The sequence below is a fragment of the Brevundimonas olei genome, assembly GCF_037055245.1.
Lineage (GTDB): Bacteria > Pseudomonadota > Alphaproteobacteria > Caulobacterales > Caulobacteraceae > Brevundimonas > Brevundimonas olei.
In genome coordinates this window covers 106,651-122,883 of the sequence record NZ_CP146369.1, presented here as the reverse complement: position 1 = coordinate 122,883, position 16,233 = coordinate 106,651, and the positions used below count along the sequence as shown (strand labels likewise).

At 67.1% G+C, this 16,233-nt stretch carries 11 protein-coding genes; 9 read left to right on the top strand and 2 right to left on the bottom strand.

The window, feature by feature from the left end; translation table 11 throughout:
- The first annotated feature begins 48 nt into the window (after window positions 1–48).
- The 7 genes from V8J38_RS00560 to V8J38_RS00530 all read left to right on the top strand — a co-directional run bounded on the left by V8J38_RS00560 (window position 49) and on the right by V8J38_RS00530 (window position 11,593).
- Window positions 49–2,307 (top strand): TonB-dependent receptor, encoded by a 2,259-nt coding sequence (locus V8J38_RS00560; RefSeq protein WP_338577355.1) that lies wholly within the window; start codon window positions 49–51, stop codon window positions 2,305–2,307.
- 121 nt (window positions 2,308–2,428) lie between these two features.
- Window positions 2,429–3,802, top strand: coding sequence for an MFS transporter (locus V8J38_RS00555; protein WP_338577354.1), 1,374 nt, complete (start codon window positions 2,429–2,431; stop codon window positions 3,800–3,802).
- A 165-nt stretch (window positions 3,803–3,967) separates the two neighbouring features.
- Entirely contained in the window at window positions 3,968–5,158 is a 1,191-nt protein-coding gene (gene sucC / locus V8J38_RS00550; RefSeq protein WP_338577352.1) for an ADP-forming succinate--CoA ligase subunit beta, read from the top strand.
- 46 nt (window positions 5,159–5,204) lie between these two features.
- On the top strand, window positions 5,205–6,107 hold the full coding sequence (sucD, locus tag V8J38_RS00545) for a succinate--CoA ligase subunit alpha (RefSeq protein WP_291780771.1): 903 nt from the start codon (window positions 5,205–5,207) through the stop codon (window positions 6,105–6,107).
- 393 nt (window positions 6,108–6,500) lie between these two features.
- Window positions 6,501–9,521, top strand: coding sequence for a 2-oxoglutarate dehydrogenase E1 component (locus V8J38_RS00540; protein ID WP_338577349.1), 3,021 nt, complete (start codon window positions 6,501–6,503; stop codon window positions 9,519–9,521).
- Window positions 9,522–9,576: 55 nt separating this feature from the next.
- Complete coding sequence (gene odhB / locus V8J38_RS00535; protein WP_338577347.1) at window positions 9,577–11,067, top strand: 2-oxoglutarate dehydrogenase complex dihydrolipoyllysine-residue succinyltransferase; 1,491 nt, start codon at window positions 9,577–9,579, stop codon at window positions 11,065–11,067.
- 91 nt (window positions 11,068–11,158) lie between these two features.
- A complete protein-coding gene (locus tag V8J38_RS00530; protein WP_338577345.1) occupies window positions 11,159–11,593 on the top strand; it encodes a hypothetical protein in 435 nt (144 codons plus the stop codon).
- Here V8J38_RS00530 and V8J38_RS00525 read toward each other — a convergent pair.
- Window positions 11,590–11,856, bottom strand: a complete 267-nt coding sequence (locus V8J38_RS00525; RefSeq protein WP_338577344.1) for a DUF6356 family protein — start codon at window positions 11,854–11,856, stop codon at window positions 11,590–11,592. The two genes, V8J38_RS00530 and V8J38_RS00525, sit on opposite strands and share 4 nt — an antisense overlap.
- A gap of 141 nt (window positions 11,857–11,997) precedes the next feature.
- Between V8J38_RS00525 and V8J38_RS00520 the strand changes: the two genes are divergently transcribed.
- A complete protein-coding gene (locus V8J38_RS00520; RefSeq protein ID WP_338577342.1) occupies window positions 11,998–13,188 on the top strand; it encodes an acyl-CoA dehydrogenase in 1,191 nt (396 codons plus the stop codon).
- A 127-nt stretch (window positions 13,189–13,315) separates the two neighbouring features.
- Complete coding sequence (locus V8J38_RS00515) at window positions 13,316–14,647, top strand: S1C family serine protease (protein ID WP_338577340.1); 1,332 nt, start codon at window positions 13,316–13,318, stop codon at window positions 14,645–14,647.
- 329 nt (window positions 14,648–14,976) lie between these two features.
- Here V8J38_RS00515 and fabB read toward each other — a convergent pair whose 3' ends face one another.
- On the bottom strand, window positions 14,977–16,206 hold the full coding sequence (gene fabB, locus V8J38_RS00510; RefSeq protein WP_338577338.1) for a beta-ketoacyl-ACP synthase I: 1,230 nt from the start codon (window positions 16,204–16,206) through the stop codon (window positions 14,977–14,979).
- Window positions 16,207–16,233 lie beyond the last annotated feature (27 nt).

Below are 16,233 nucleotides of genomic sequence, written 5' to 3'. Positions count from 1 at the left end.
CGCTGAATAAAAAGCGTCGATCGGGCCGGAAACAAGATTGGGATGCACATGAACAGACTCGTGAAGACCGCCCTGCTGGCGGGCGCCGCATTCGGCGCAATGACCTCGGCCGCTCAGGCGCAGGACGTGACGACGCAGGAGGCTGCGGCCCAGGTCGAAGACATCATCGTCACCGCCCGCCGCACCGAGGAGTCGGCCCAGAAGACGCCGCTGGCTCTGACGGCCTTCAGCGGCGAGACGCTGGAGCGCACCGGCGCTCAACAGGTCACCGATCTGCAGGGCGCGGTGCCGAACCTGAACCTGGTCCAGGGCCGGGGCTCGTCGAACGCGACCAACATCTACATCCGAGGCGTGGGCCAGCCCGACGCGCTGCAGACCTTTGATCCGGCGGTCGGGGTCTATGTCGACGACGTCTATTATTCGCGTATTCGCGGCACCCAGTTCGACCTGCTGGATCTGGAGCGCGTCGAGATTCTGCGCGGCCCGCAGGGTACGCTGTACGGCAAGAACACCATCGGCGGCGCCATGAAACTGGTGTCGCGCCGCCCGGACCAGGAGTTCCGCGCCCGCGCCTCCGCCGCCTATGGCGACTATGATCTGGTTGAAGTCCAGGGCGCCGTGTCCGGCCCCGTGACCGACAACCTGGCCCTGGGCCTGTCGGCTCTGCATTCGGAGCGCGGCGGCTATGTCACCGATCCGGCTACCGGCGCCGAGTACAACGACAAGAACTCGACCGCCGTGCGCGCCAGCCTGGCCTGGGATCCGGCGTCGAACTTCCGCATCGACCTGAACGCCGACTACGCCAAGGACGATGCGGGCATGACGGTCGGTCAGGCCCAGAACGATTTGACGGACCTGTTGAAGACCACGGTATTGCGCCCCGTGCCGAACCCGGTTCCGGAATATAATTTCAAGACCCGTACGACGCCGGGCCTGCCGAACGAGACGCGGCTGGAGACCTGGGGCACGGCGCTGCGCGCGACCTGGGATCTGTCCGACGCGCTGTCGCTGAAGTCGATCACCGCCTATCGCGGCCTGAACACCGACGACTACATCGACTTCGACGCCACGGAACTGGAGATCGCCGACGCCCTGGTCGCCGTGGATCAGACCCAGTTCAGCCAGGAGCTGCAGCTGACTTATACCGGCGATCGTCTGAACGCGGTCGCGGGCCTGTACTACCTGAAGGAAGACGTCGACTCCCATCAGGAGAGCTACAACGACGCTCTGCTGGGACCGGCGTTCGGCAACTCCGGCTTCCTGCGCACCATCGACGACACCCTGGAGACGACCTCCAAGGCCGTCTACGGCAACCTCAGCTATGACGTGACCGACAAGCTGCGCCTGTCGGCGGGCGTCCGCTATACTGAGGAAGAGAAGGACTACTGGCGCACGACGTCGACCTTCTACAGCCTGCTGCCAGCGTTCAACGCGACCTATGTCTTCGCGCCGGACGTGGGCAAGTACGACGACACTTCGATCATGCTGTCGGCCGATTATCTGTTGTCCGACGACGCCATGGTCTATGCGCGTTATTCGCAGGGCTTCAAGTCGGGCGGCTTCAACGGCCGCGCCAACTCCCCGACCGAGGCGACCGAGTACCAGCCGGAAACGGCGGACTCGTTCGAGGTTGGCGCCAAGACCTCGTTCTGGGATCGTCGCGCCCGCCTGAACCTGGCGGCCTTCATGACCAAGTATGAAGACTTCCAGGCTCGCGTCGCCGGTCTCGACACGGACCCGGTGACGGGTCTGCCCGCCCCGGTTCTGTCGGTGCTGAACGCCGGTCAGCTGGACATCTTCGGCTTCGAGCTGGAAGGCGTTCTGGTCCCGATCCGCGGTCTGACGCTGGACGCCCAGGTCGGCTTCCTCGAAGCCGACTACAAGGAGTTCAAGGACGACCGCTTCACCAACTTCGGCGGCAGCCGCGCCTTCCAGGACCCGGCCTTCTCGCCCAAGTGGACCCTGCGGTTCGGCGGCCAGTACGAATGGTTCCTGTCGGGCGGCTCCTCGGTGACCGTCGGCGGCGCGGCCAAGTTCCGCTCGAAGATGGCCCTGGCGGTCGACAACACCTACGAGAACACGGCGACCGAAATCCCCGGCATGTATCAGGACGACTACTGGCTGTACGACGCCCGCGTCGTCTGGTCGGACGCGTCGGACCGCTACTCGGTCGGCCTGTATGGCCAGAACCTGTCGGACGAGGTCTACAAGACCGACGCTCAGGAGTTCTCGTCCATCGGCAACATCCGCACCGCCTATTACGGCGCGCCGCGGACCTGGATGATCAAGGTTTCGGCCAAGTATTGATGCTGCAAGCCTGAGCGCAGCGTACTGGGCGGCGGTTCGTTGGAGCCGCCGCCCTTCTTTTTTCGTGGCGCGCGGCCGTCGGGCCGCTACCGTCGCCGCAGCAGCCAGTCGGGGAAGGCCCATGAATCAGATCGAGGCCGCAAAGGCCCAGGCGGGAACGGTCGAGGCGCAAACCGCCTCGCCGGGCTATCGCTACTATGTGCTGGGGATCCTGATCCTCATCTACATGCTGAACTTCCTGGATCGGCAGATCATCGGCATTCTGGCCGCGCCGCTGAAGGCCGAGTTCAACCTCAGCGACAGCCAGTTCGGCCTGCTGGGCGGGCTGGCCTTCGCCCTGCTCTATTCCACCCTGGCCATCCCGATCGCCTGGCTGGCCGACCGGTTCAGCCGGGTGTGGATCATGACCGGCGCCCTGACGCTGTGGTCGGGCTTCACCGCCCTGTGCGGCCTGGCGGGCGGCTTCGGCTCCCTGTTCCTGTGCCGGATGGGCGTGGGCATCGGCGAGGCGGGCGGCGTGGCCCCGGCCTATTCCCTGATCGCCGACTACTTCCCCAAGTCACAGCGGGCGCGGGCCCTGGCGGCCTACGCCTTCGGCATCCCGCTGGGCATGGCGGCGGGCACCCTGGTCGGCGGCCTGCTGGCGGCGACCTACGGCTGGCGCACGGCCTTCATCGTGGTCGGCGTCCTGGGCGTGCTGGTCGCGCCTGTCCTGCGCCTGACGGTCAAGGATCCCAGGCGCGGAGGGTTGGACATCGAGCCGGCCGCCGCCGCAGCCGCCCCTGTCGAAACGCCGAAAGCTCCGCCCTTCAAGGCGGTGGTGCGCACCCTGGCCCCCAAGCCCAGCTTCTGGCTGCTGGCGTTCGGCGCGGCGTCGTCCTCCGTGTGCGGCTACGGCGTGGCCGCCTGGCTGCCCAGCTTCTTCATGCGCAGCTTCGGCCTGACCCTGTCGCAGACGGCCTGGTACTACTCCGCCATCGTCCTGGTCGGCGGGGTGGCGGGCATCTGGCTGGGCGGCGCCATGGCCGACCGGCTGGGCAGGAAATCCAAGGGGGCCTATCCGCTGACGCCGGCGATTGCCTTCCTGATTTCGGTGCCGTGCTTCATCCTGGCGATGAATTCAGGCGCGGTGGTGGGCGCCGTCATGCCGGGCTCGGACCCCAACGGCTTCGCGGCCCTGGCCCTGGCCTTCCTGATCTTCCTGATCCCGACGGGTCTGAACCTGACTTGGCTGGGGCCGATCACGGCGGCGGTGCAGCATCTGGCCAGCCCGACCATGCGGACGACGGCCTCGGCCCTGTTCCTGCTGATCAACAACCTGCTGGGGATCGCCGTCGGCATCTACTACTTCGGCTGGATGAGCGACATGCTACGGCCGACCTTCGGCGAGGAGAGCCTGCGTTGGGCCATCTATACGGGCATGGGCTTCTACCTGCTGTCCTCGGCCCTGCTGTTCGGCGCCTCGCGCACGCTCCAGAAGGACTGGGTCGACTAACGGCCCCCGGAACAGCCCTGGGCGGCGGTCCGGCGAGGCCCGCCGCCCGGCATAAGAAAATCCTCATGAGGCCATAAGACGACAGGCGGTTGCGCTGGCGAAGGCGCGACGCCTATAAGCGCGGCCAAAGTTTCCACAAACCTCCCTAAACGGCGCGGATCAGACATGAACATTCACGAGTATCAGGCCAAGCAGGTCCTCAAGGGCTACGGCGCCCCGGTCGCGGACGGCGTCGCCATCACCTCGGCCGACCAGGCCGAAGCCGCCGCCAAGCAACTGCCTGGCCCGCTCTATGTCGTGAAGTCGCAGATCCACGCCGGCGGCCGCGGCAAGGGCAAGTTCAAGGAACTGGGCGCCGAGGCCAAGGGCGGCGTGCGTCTGGCCTTCTCGATCGAGGAAGCCGTCGCCCACGCCAAGGAAATGCTGGGCAACACCCTGGTGACCGCCCAGACGGGCGAGGCCGGCAAGCAGGTCAACCGCCTGTACATCGAAGACGGCGCCGACATCGCCCGTGAGCTGTACTGCTCGCTGCTGGTCGACCGTTCGGTCGGTCAGACGGCCTTCGTCGTCTCGACCGAAGGCGGCATGGACATTGAGGAAGTGGCCCACGCCACCCCCGAAAAGATCCACACCATCGCCATCAACCCGGAAGCCGGCGTCACCGCCGAGAACGTCGCCGCCATCAATGCGGCGCTGGAGCTGACCGGTTCGGCCGCCGAAGACGGCAAGTCGCTGTTCCCGATCCTGTACAAGGCCTTCGTCGAGAAGGACATGGACATGCTCGAGATCAACCCGCTGATCGTCATGGAGAACGGCCATCTGCGCGTTCTGGACGCCAAGGTCAGCTTCGACGGCAACGCCCTGTACCGCCACGAAGACATCCGCGCCCTGCGCGATGAGACCGAAGAAGACGCCAAGGAGATCGAGGCCTCGAAGTGGGACCTCGCCTATGTGGCCCTCGACGGCAACATCGGCTGCATGGTCAACGGCGCCGGCCTGGCCATGGCGACGATGGACATCATCAAGCTGTACGGCAAGGAGCCGGCCAACTTCTGCGACGTCGGCGGCGGCGCCGGCAAGGACAAGGTCGCGGCGGCCTTCAAGATCATCACCGCCGACCCGAAGGTCGAGGGCATCCTCGTCAACATCTTCGGCGGCATCATGAAGTGCGATGTCATCGCCGAGGGCGTCGTGGCCGCGGTGAAGGAAGTGGGCCTGAAGGTGCCGCTGGTCGTGCGTCTGGAAGGCACGAACGCCGAGCTGGGCAAGAAGATCCTGAACGAGTCGGGCCTGACCATCCAGGCCGCCGACGACCTGGACGACGCCGCCCAGAAGATCGTCGCGGCGGTCGCCTAAGCGCCGCTACCGCCCAGCAGACACACAGAATTCAGAGCACAGACACATGTCCATCCTCGTCAACAAAGACACCAAGATCCTGGTTCAGGGCCTGACCGGCAAGACCGGCGGCTTCCACACCGAACAGGCGCTGGCCTATTACAACACCAAGATGGTCGGCGGCGTGCACCCGACCAAGGGCGGCCAGACCTGGACCGGCTCGCACGGTGAAACCCTGCCGATCTTCGCCTCGGTCGCCGAAGGCAAGGAGCGCACCGGCGCCGACGCCACGGTGATCTACGTTCCGCCGGCAGGCGCGGCCGACGCCATCATCGAAGCCATCGACGCCGAGATCCCCTTCATCACCTGCATCACCGAAGGCATTCCGGTGCAGGACATGGTGCGCGTCAAGGCGCGTCTGGACCGTTCGAACTCGCGCCTGCTGGGCCCGAACTGCCCCGGCGTCCTGACCCCGGAAGAGTGCAAGATCGGCATCATGCCGGGCAACATCTTCAAGAAGGGCAATGTCGGCATCGTCTCGCGTTCGGGCACCCTCACCTATGAAGCCGTGTTCCAGACCACCAACGAAGGCCTGGGCCAGACCACGGCCGTCGGCATCGGCGGCGACCCGGTCAAGGGCACCGAGTTCATCGACGTGCTGGAGATGTTCCTGGCCGACGACGCCACCGAGTCCATCATCATGATCGGCGAAATCGGCGGCGCGGCTGAAGAAGACGCCGCCCAGTTCCTGATCGACGAAGCCAAGAAGGGCCGCAAGAAGCCGATGGCCGGCTTCATCGCGGGCCGTACGGCGCCGAAGGGCCGCACCATGGGCCATGCCGGCGCCGTCGTCTCGGGCGGCAAGGGCGATGCGGAATCCAAGATCGCCGCCATGGAGGCCGCGGGCATCCGCGTGTCGCCGTCGCCGGCGCGCCTGGGCACGACTCTGGTGGAAGTGCTGAAGGGCTAAATCCTTCAGCGCACGCTGCGCGTGCGGGCGCTATCGCTCGCCGCGCGGCGGCTCGCTGCTTCAGCGCCTTTTTGAGGGGCGCGGCGAATGCTCGCGACGCGGTCGCTCGCGGCTTGAGCGCCGGATTCACCGAAGGGCGGGTGCGGCGTCGGCGGGGCGGCGGATTAGACCAAAGTCTAACCTATCCGCGTTCCGGGGACGTTTTTCGCGCCGTGTGACCTTTTGTAACGCCTCCGGAATCGTCCGGGGGCGTTTTTTCTTGCTGATTCGACCAAATTCCACCCGCTCCGCCTCCCTTCGGTCATGACCAGTAAGGAAACAGGGCCTATATGAACGGCGCTGCTCTCCGCGCGGCTGTGCGCGGGCGGTTGTAAAGGGACGATTGAAAGAAAAATGGCGGACGATGCGGGTCGGCTGAACCAGGTCTTTGCCGAGACCTCCTTCCTCTATGGCGCGAACGCCGCCTTCATTGAGGACCTGCACGAAAAATGGGCTTCGGACCCCGGCTCGGTGTCGGGGGAGTGGCGCGCCTTCTTCGATCAGCTGAAGGACAACGCCGACCTGGTGAAGCAGTCGGCCGCCGCCGGCTCCTGGGGCCGTTCGGGCGCGACCGAGCCGACCGAGGAAACCGCCGTGTTCGACGGCCGCTGGCCGGCCCCCAAGGTCGACCCCAAGGCCGCCGGCAAGCCCGGCCCGCGTCCGGCCGCTCCGGTCGCTGACGCCTCGGGCGCCGTTTCAGCCGCCGACGTGCGCGCCGCCGCCCACGATTCCATCCGCGCCCTGATGCTGATCCGCGCCTATCGCGTGCGCGGCCACCTGCAGGCCAACCTCGACCCGCTGGGCATCGAGCCGCCGATCCAGAACCCGGAGCTGACGCCGGAGTTCTACGGCTTCACCGCCGCCGACATGGATCGCCCGATCTTCCTGGACGGCGTCCTGGGTCTGGAGACCGGCTCGGTCCGTCAGGTGCTGGAGATCCTCAAGCGCACCTACTGCGGCAACATCGGCGTGCAGTTCATGCACATCGCCGAGCCTGAAGAGAAGGCCTGGCTGCAGCAGCGTTTCGAAGGCCCGGACAAGTTCGAGCAGAACGCCTTCACCAAGGAAGGCAAGCTGGCCATCTTCAAGAAGCTGGCCGAGGCGGAAGGCTTCGAGCGCTTCCTGCACAAGCGCTTCCCCGGCACCAAGCGCTTCGGCCTGGACGGCGGCGAGGCCATGGTCCCGGCGCTGGAGCAGGTCATCAAGCGCGGCGGCGCCCTGGGCGTCGACGAAATCGTTCTGGGCATGGCGCACCGCGGCCGCCTGAACGTCCTCGCGGCCGTCATGGGCAAGCCCTACAAGGCCATCTTCCACGAATTCCAGGGCGGATCTTCCGTCCCTTCGGACATCGAGGGCTCGGGCGACGTCAAATACCACATGGGCGCCTCGTCGGACCGTGAGTTCGACGGCCACAGCGTCCACCTGTCGCTGACGGCCAACCCGTCGCACCTCGAGATCGTCAACCCGGTCGTCCTCGGCAAGTCGCGCGCCAAACAGGCCTTCGACATCCGCGAGGCCGAGGTCAACGTCGGCAAGCCGGACGTCGAATGGGTGCTGGACCGCTCCAAGGTCGCCCCCCTGCTGATCCACGGCGACGCGGCCTTCGCCGGTCAGGGCGTCGTGGCCGAGTGCTTCGCCCTGATGGGGCTGAAGGGCTACCGCACCGGCGGCACCCTGCACTTCGTCATCAACAACCAGATCGGCTTCACCACCAGCCCGCGCAACTCGCGTTCGTCGCCCTATCCGTCGGATGTGGCCCTGATGGTCCAGGCGCCGATCTTCCACGTCAACGGCGACGATCCCGAAGCGGTCGTCTTCGCCGCCAAGGTGGCCACCGAATACCGCCAGAAGTTCCACAAGGACGTGGTGGTGGACATGTTCTGCTACCGCCGCTTCGGCCACAACGAAGGCGACGACCCGACCTTCACCCAGCCGCTGATGTACGCGAAGATCAAGAGCCAGCCTTCGACGCTGGAGATCTACGCCAAGCGCCTGATCGGCGAGGGCGTCATCACCCAGGCCGAGGTCGACGCCGAGATCGCCCGCTTCGAGGCCTATCTCGACGCCGAGTTCGAGGCCGGAAAGACCTTTGAAGCCAAGAAGGCCGACTGGCTGGACGGCGAGTGGAAGGGCCTGGGCGCCGAAAACACCGATGACGCCGCGCAGCGCGGCGACACCGCCGTCCCGGCCGACAAGCTCAAGGACTTCGGCCACCGTCTGACGACCATCCCGAACAGCGTCGACGTGCACAAGACGCTGAAGCGCGTCATCGACGGCCGTCGCGAGGCGGTGTCGAGCGGCCAGAACATCGACTGGGCCACGGCCGAGAGCCTGGCCTTCGCCAGCCTGCTGGACGAGGGCTACAACGTGCGTCTGTCGGGGCAGGACTCGGTGCGCGGCACCTTCTCGCAGCGTCACTCGGGCGTCACCGATCAGACGACCGAACAGCGCTACTTCCCGCTGAACAACCTGCGTGAAGGCCAGGCCCATTTCGAGGTCATCGACTCGGCCCTGTCGGAAGAGGCGGTGCTGGGCTTCGAGTACGGCTATTCGCTGGCCGACCCGAACACCCTGACCATGTGGGAAGGCCAGTTCGGCGACTTCGTGAACGGCGCCCAGGTGGTGATCGACCAGTTCATCTCCTCGGGCGAGCGCAAGTGGCTGCGGATGAGCGGCCTCGTGATGCTTCTGCCGCACGGCTATGAAGGCCAGGGCCCCGAGCACTCCTCGGCGCGTCTTGAGCGCTTCCTGCAGCAGTGCGCCGAGAACAACATGCAGGTCGCCAACTGCACGACGCCGGCCAACTACTTCCACATCCTGCGTCGCCAGCTGCACCGCTCGTTCCGCAAGCCGCTGATCCTGATGACGCCCAAGTCGCTGCTGCGTCACAAGAAGGCCGTCTCGACCCTGGCCGACATGGCCGAGGGTTCGTCCTTCCACCGCGTGCTGCGCGACGACGCCCAGCTGCGTCCGGACGTGGCGGGCGTCACGCTCAAGGCCGACAAGGACATCCGCAAGGTCATCGTCTGCTCGGGCAAGGTCTATTACGACCTGCTGGACGCGCGCGAGAAGGCGGGCGTCAACGACATCTACATCCTGCGTCTGGAACAGTTCTATCCGTGGCCGATCAAGTCGATCTCGGCGGAACTGGCGCGCTTCCCCAACGCTGACCTGGTGTGGTGCCAGGAAGAGCCGAAGAACATGGGCGGCTGGACCTTCGTTGATCCGTGGATCGAGCTGACGCTCGAGAAGATGGACGTGAAGGCCAAGCGCGCGCGCTACGTCGGTCGTCCGGCTTCGGCCTCGACCGCTGCGGGCCTGATGAGCCGACACCTGAAGGAACTCGAGACCTTCCTCGCCGAGGCCATGGCCTGACCGCCGCGCCTGACCTAAAAGACAAGCAAAGTTCAGACACGAAAAGACACTGAAGATGGCCGATATCCTGACCCCCGCCCTCGGTGAATCCGTCGCCGAAGCCTCCATCGCCAAGTGGACCAAGAAGGTTGGCGACGCCGTGAAGAAGGACGAAGTCCTGGTCGAGCTGGAAACCGACAAGGTCTCGCTCGAGGTCGTCGCTCCCGCCGACGGCGTGCTGTCGGCGATCAACGCCGGTGAAGGCGACACGGTCGTTCCCGGCACGGTGCTGGGCGCCGTGACCGAAGGCGGCGCGGCCGCCGCCTCGGCTCCGGCTCCGGCGGCTGCGGCTCCCGCCGCCGCTCCGGCCGCTTCGGGCGGCGCCGCGGTCGACATCGCCGTGCCGACCATGGGCGAAAGCGTCGCCGAAGGCTCGATCGGAACCTGGCTGAAGAAGTCGGGCGACACCGTCGCCAAGGACGAACTGCTGGTCGAGATCGAGACCGACAAGGTGGCCGTGGAAGTCTCGGCCCCAGCCGCCGGCGTCCTGACCATCACGGCTGCTGATGGCGCTACCGTGACCCCCGGTCAGGTGATCGGTTCGGTCGCCGCCTCGGGCGCCGCCGCTGCGGCTGCTCCGGCCCCGGCCGCCGCTCCGGCCAACACGGGCTCTGCCCAGGCTCCGGCTTCTGCTCACCTGTCGCCCGCCGTTCAGCGCGTCGTTTCGGAAAACAACCTGAACCCGGCTTCGCTGTCGGCTTCGGGTCCGAAGGGCAACATCACCAAGGCCGACGCCATCGCCGCCATCGGCGCCGCCGCCCCGGCTACGCCCGCCGCTGCTGCTCCGGCCGCCCCGCGCGCCGACCAGCCGCGCGAAGAGCGGGTGAAGATGACGCGCCTGCGTCAGACCATCGCCCGCCGCCTGAAGGAATCCCAGAACACGGCCGCCCAGCTGACCACCTTCAACGAGGTGGACATGACCAACGTCATGGCCCTGCGCGCCCAGTACAAGGAAGTCTTCGAGAAGCGCCACGGCGTGAAGCTGGGCTTCATGTCCTTCTTCACCAAGGCCGTGGTCCAGGCCCTGCATGAAATCCCGGCCGTCAACGCCGAGATCGACGGCACGGACATCATCTACAAGAACCACTACGACATCGGCATCGCCGTCGGCACCGACAAGGGCCTGGTGGTTCCGGTGCTGCGCGACGCCGACGTCCTGTCGCTGGCTGGCATCGAGAAGGGCATCGGCGCCCTGGGCAAGGCCGCCCGTGACGGCGCCCTGACCATGGACCAGATGCAGGGCGGCACCTTCACCATCACCAACGGCGGCACCTACGGCTCGCTGATGTCGACGCCGATCCTGAACGCGCCGCAGTCGGGCATCCTGGGCATGCACAACATCGTGCAGCGCCCGATGGCCATCAACGGCGAGGTCAAGATCCGTCCGATGATGTACCTGGCCCTCAGCTACGATCACCGTATCGTCGACGGCAAGGAAGCCGTGACCTTCCTGGTCCGCATCAAGGAACTGCTGGAAGACCCCGCGCGCGCCTTGCTGGACTTGTAAGGTCCGCGCACTGCGAACGATTGACGACGGCGGGATCTTCGGATCTCGCCGTTTTCAATTGCGCGTCCCGCAGGCGTGCTAGGCTGGCGACATGAGCCTGGTCGAGATCGCCCGCTATCAAGACGTCTATGAGGCCGATCTGGCGGCCGCCTTCCTGGCGTCGCACGACATCGAGGTGTCCGTGACCGAGCGGTTCCAGACCACGGTCGATCCCCTGATGCAGCGCGCCCTCGGCATCCGTCTGATGGGGCGGGCGGATCAGGCGGCGCAGGCACGCGACCTGCTGGCGCGCGCCGGGACCGGCGAGTTCGCGACCGATGAAGGCGATGATCTGGACGGACCGGATTCGACGGTTCGCGCGGCGTCGCGAGGGCTGGCCCTGTTCGCCTTCGCGACCGGCGCGGGCTTTGTCGGTACAAGCATGCCGCGTCGCTTCGGCGCCTTTCAGTGGGCGGGCCTGGCGATCCTGGGCGTGGTGGTGCTGCTGTCGCCGGTCCTGTGGCTGGTCGGGGTGTTCAGCGCCTAGAGGCCGACGTCCCAGACGCCCGCGTCGCGCATCCGGCACTCGCGGGCCTCAGCGGCGCGCCCGCCCATGTCCTGGGCCATGGCGCGAATGGCGTCGGACACCGTGGTCTTGTGCAGGCCCGGCGCGACGGCGTGGATGAAGGCGCAACCCGCCAGGCGCAGCAGCTTGAAGCCGAAGCGCGACGAGGCGGCCATATGCTCGACATAGGTCTCGTCGACCTCGCGCGGGTGGTCGCGGAACAGGCGGTTGAAAGCGTTCGACATGACGACAGCCTAGCGTGCTCGCGCCGGTCCCTCTACCCGGCGGCCGCATTCTGGCTTAAACCCGCCGCAGCAACAGGGGACGCTTCGTCACGCCGCTTCAATCCCGCGTGAGCCCCTTACTCAGACGCACAAGGACGACCGATGGCCGACGGCAAGACCCCTTCCGCCCAAACCTTCCGCTGGGATGATCCGTTCGACCTGACGGGGCGGCTGACCGATGAAGAGCGGATGGTTCAGGATGCGGCGCGGTCCTATGCGCGCGAGGCCCTGCTGCCGCGCGTGGTCGCCGCCTTCCGCGACGAGGTCTTCGATCGCGCCATCATGACCGAGATGGGCGAGATGGGCTTCCTGGGCGCCATGCTGCCCGAGCAGTACGGCGGCTCCGAAGCGTCGCACGTCGCCTATGGCCTGATCGCGCGCGAGGTCGAGGCGGTCGACAGCGGCTATCGTTCGGCCATGTCCGTGCAGTCGTCGCTGGCCATGTACCCGATCTACGCCTTCGGCTCGGACGAGCAGAAGGCGAAGTTCCTGCCCAAGATGGCGGCGGGCGAACTGGTCGGCTGCTTCGGCCTGACCGAGGCCGACGGCGGGTCGGACCCGGCCTCGATGAAGACCACGGCGGTCGCGGTCGACGGCGGCTATCGTCTGAACGGCGGCAAATACTGGATCACCAACTCGCCCATCGCCGACCTGGCCATCGTCTGGGCCAAGCTGGACGGCAAGATCAGGGGCTTCATCGTCGAGCGCGATTTCGACGGCTTCACCACGGGCAAGATCGGCGACAAGCTCAGCTTGCGCGCCTCGGTGACGGGCGACATCGGCCTGAACGACGTCTTCGTGCCGGAAGCCAATCTCCTGCCGGGGGTGCAGGGGCTGCGCGGGCCGTTCTCCTGCCTGAACAAGGCGCGCTTCGGCATCGCCTGGGGCGCGATGGGCGCGGCCGAGTTCTGCCTTCACGCCAGCCGCGACTATGTGGCCGAGCGCACCCTGTTCGGCCGTCCGCTGTCGTCGCGCCAGCTGGTGCAGAAGAAGCTGGCGGACATGCAGACCGAGATCTTCCTCGGCTTCGAGGGCGCCTACGCCCTGGGTCGTCTGCTGGACACGGGCGCCTGGGTGCCCGAGGCCATCAGCCTGATGAAGCGCAACAACTGCGGCAAGGCCCTGGCCGTGGCGCGCGAGGCCCGCGACATGCACGGCGGGGCCGGGATCACCGGCGAACTGCACGTCATGCGCCACGCCATGAACCTGGAGACGGTCAACACCTATGAAGGCGCGCACGACGTCCACGCCCTGATCCTGGGCCGTGCGATCACGGGCGAAGCCGCCTTCTGAGACAAGCGTTGCAGAAAACGCGCGACGCGACGATCCTTTGCCGTTGTCGCGCGTTTGTCTCGCCTGCGGGGCGGCGATGCTCGCCAGTCTGTCGGCCGAGAACGGTCGACGCGTGAAGGAAACGGGAATGACCAAACACAGCCTGCTGGCCGGCGCCGCCCTGGCGATCTTCAGCTTCAGCGGCATGGCCCAGGCTGCGGCCGCGGCCGTCCAGTCGCCGGTCGCGGCCATGCCCTATGACGCCCGGCGCGGCGTCTTCACCTTCGCCGCCGGCCTGGAGGAAAGCCTGCCCGCCGTGGTCCAGGTGACGACCCTGGGCCAGTCGCGCGGTCCCAGCTCGGAAAACAATCCCAAGCCCTCGCAGGGCGGGTCGGGCGTCATCATCGACGCGCGCGAAGGCATCATCGTCACCAACCACCACGTCATCGAGAACGGCCAGAAGTTCACGGTCGACCTGATCGACGGACGGCTGTTCGACGCTACCCTGATCGGCGCCGACAAGGCGACCGACATCGCCGTGCTGAAGATCGACGCTGCGGGCCTGTCGCAGGTGGCGACGGTGGATTCCGACACCCTGCGCAGCGGCGACCTGGCCTTCGCCGTCGGCTATCCCCTGGGTCTGGACCAGACCCTGACCATGGGCGTCATCTCGGGTCTGAACCGCTCGGGCATGGGCGACGCCATCGAGGACTACATCCAGACCGACGCGGCGGTGAACTCGGGCAACTCGGGCGGGCCGCTGCTGGACAGCCGGGGGCGGTTGATCGGCATCAACACCGCCATCCTGTCGGGCGGTTTCGGCGGCGGCAACGACGGCATCGCCTTCGCCGTGCCGACGCGCATCATGATGTTCGTGGTCGACCAGTTGCGCGCCACCGGCGAGGTCAAGCGCGGCCGCGTCGGCCTGGGCCTCGGTTCCCTGACGGCCGAGCGCGCGCGCGAGGTCGGGCTGAACATCGTGCGCGGCGCCGTGGTCTATGACGTCGAGCCGGGCTCGGCGGGCGAGAAGGCGGGGCTGAAGCCCGGCGACGTGCTGACGCGCATCCAGGACCGCCCGGTGGCCAACGCAGGTTCGGTTCAGGCCACGGTCGGCATCGCCCGCGCCGGAACCCAGATGCCGGTCGTCTATCTGCGCGACGGCCGCGAGGCCTCGACCCGGCTGACAGTCGAGCCGTCCGATCCGGCGCCGGTGCGCCTGGGCGCCCAGGCGGCCATGGCGCGGGGCCTGACGATGCGCAATCCGGCCTCGGGCGGGGGCGTCCAGATCGCCGTGGTCGAGGCGGGATCGTCCGCCGCCGCGGCGGGTTTCCAGGCCGGCGACGTGGTGGTCCAGGCGAACGGCGCCGAGATCGCCGACATGAAGGATCTGGCCCAGCGTCTGCAGGCCGCAGGCGAGGCGGTCGTGCCGATCATCGTGCTGCGCGACAACGAGCGGGTCGAGATCGACCTGCCGGCCTGATCCCACTCATCTGAAGGCTTGTTGGAATCGCCCGCGTGACCCGGCGTCGCGCGGGCGAAGTCTTGTGCGTCTGGCGGGAAGCGGACAGCAAAACGCCCGCGCTGCCGGGGAGGGGAGGAGGGGCAGGCGCGGGCGTCGCTTGGAGGAAGCATCGGCCCGCCAGAGCCCTTTACGCGGAAAAATCCAGGGGGCTGGGGGGGCTGTTCAGGATCCGGGACTTTTCCGAACTCCGACAGGCCGATGGTGCATGTGTGCGCGCCCTTCCGGGCGGGCGAAGGACCGAATGGGGGCGTTTTCGTGTCGCTTCGGATTTTCCCGATCGGTGAAGCTTAGACCTTCGACAGGATCAGGGTGGCGTTGGTCCCGCCGAAGCCGAAGCTGTTGGACATGACGTGCTTCAGCTCGCCGTCGTGGCGCTGACGCAGGATCGGCATGCCCTCGAACTCGGGGTCCAGGGTCTCGATGTGGGCGCTCTCGGCGGCGAAGCCGTGCTTCATCATCAACAGGCAGTAGATGGCCTCCTGCGCGCCCGCCGCGCCCAGCGAGTGGCCCGTCAGCGACTTGGTCGAGGAGATCATCGGCATGGCGTCGCCGAAGACGTTGCGCACCGCGCCCATCTCCTTGCTGTCGCCGACCGGCGTCGAGGTGCCGTGCGGGTTCAGGTAGTCGATCTTGGGATTGCCGGCCATCTCCAGCGCGATCTTCATGCAGCGCTCGGCGCCCTCGCCCGAGGGGGCCACCATGTCGTAGCCGTCAGAGTTGGCGCCGTAGCCGGTGACTTCGGCGTAGATGGTCGCGCCGCGCGCCACCGCGCGTTCGTATTCTTCCAGCACCACGATGCCCGCGCCGCCCGCGATGACGAAGCCGTCGCGCGTCGTGTCATAGGCGCGGCTGGCCTTGTCGGGCGTGTCGTTGAAGTTGGAGGACATGGCGCCCATGGCGTCGAACATGTTCGACATGGACCAGTCGATGTCCTCGCAGCCGCCGGCGAAGACCACGTCCTGCTTGCCCCAGGCGATCTGCTCGGCGGCCGCGCCGATGCAGTGGGCGCTGGTCGCGCAGGCCGAGCTGATCGAATAGTTGACGCCCTTAAGCTCGAACCAGGTGGCCAGGACGGCCGAGGGGCCGGACGCCATGGCCTTGGGCACGGCGAAGGGGCCGACGCGCTTGGGCGAGCCCTTTTCAACCGTGGTGGCGGCGGCCTGCAGGATCACCTGGGTCGAGGGCCCGCCCTCGCCGACGATCAGGCCGATGCGCGGGTCCTTGATCTCTTCGGCGGACAGGCCGCTGTCCTTCAGCGCCTCTTCAAAGGCGATGTGCGCCCAGGCCGTGCCGTTGGCCAGGAAGCGAGCGGCGCGGCGATCGACCAGAGGCGCCCAGTCCTCGGCCGTGTGACCCAGGGCCGGCGGCGCCCAGACCTGGGAGCGGAAGCCGTACTTGGCGTGGTCGGCGGCGTGCTGGACGCCTGATTTGGCGTCGCGCAGGGAGGCCGCGACCTGATCCTGGCCGGTGCCGATGGAAGAGACGATGCCCAGGCCGGTGACGACGACACGCCGCATGGTGTTTCCAATCCTACAAAGTCTTCG

Bases quoted from the DNA above. Each gene is read 5' to 3' on its own strand.
- sucD (WP_291780771.1), top strand. From the start codon at position 5,205: ATGTCCATCCTCGTCAACAAAGACACCAAGATCCTGGTTCAGGGCCTG.
- V8J38_RS00525 (WP_338577344.1), bottom strand. From the start codon at position 11,856: ATGTCGAACGCTTTCAACCGCCTGTTCCGCGACCACCCGCGCGAGGTC.
- V8J38_RS00555 (WP_338577354.1), top strand. From the start codon at position 2,429: ATGAATCAGATCGAGGCCGCAAAGGCCCAGGCGGGAACGGTCGAGGCG.
- V8J38_RS00540 (WP_338577349.1), top strand. From the start codon at position 6,501: ATGGCGGACGATGCGGGTCGGCTGAACCAGGTCTTTGCCGAGACCTCC.
- V8J38_RS00515 (WP_338577340.1), top strand. From the start codon at position 13,316: ATGACCAAACACAGCCTGCTGGCCGGCGCCGCCCTGGCGATCTTCAGC.
- odhB (WP_338577347.1), top strand. From the start codon at position 9,577: ATGGCCGATATCCTGACCCCCGCCCTCGGTGAATCCGTCGCCGAAGCC.
- V8J38_RS00530 (WP_338577345.1), top strand. From the start codon at position 11,159: ATGAGCCTGGTCGAGATCGCCCGCTATCAAGACGTCTATGAGGCCGAT.
- V8J38_RS00560 (WP_338577355.1), top strand. From the start codon at position 49: ATGAACAGACTCGTGAAGACCGCCCTGCTGGCGGGCGCCGCATTCGGC.
- V8J38_RS00520 (WP_338577342.1), top strand. From the start codon at position 11,998: ATGGCCGACGGCAAGACCCCTTCCGCCCAAACCTTCCGCTGGGATGAT.
- fabB (WP_338577338.1), bottom strand. From the start codon at position 16,206: ATGCGGCGTGTCGTCGTCACCGGCCTGGGCATCGTCTCTTCCATCGGC.
- sucC (WP_338577352.1), top strand. From the start codon at position 3,968: ATGAACATTCACGAGTATCAGGCCAAGCAGGTCCTCAAGGGCTACGGC.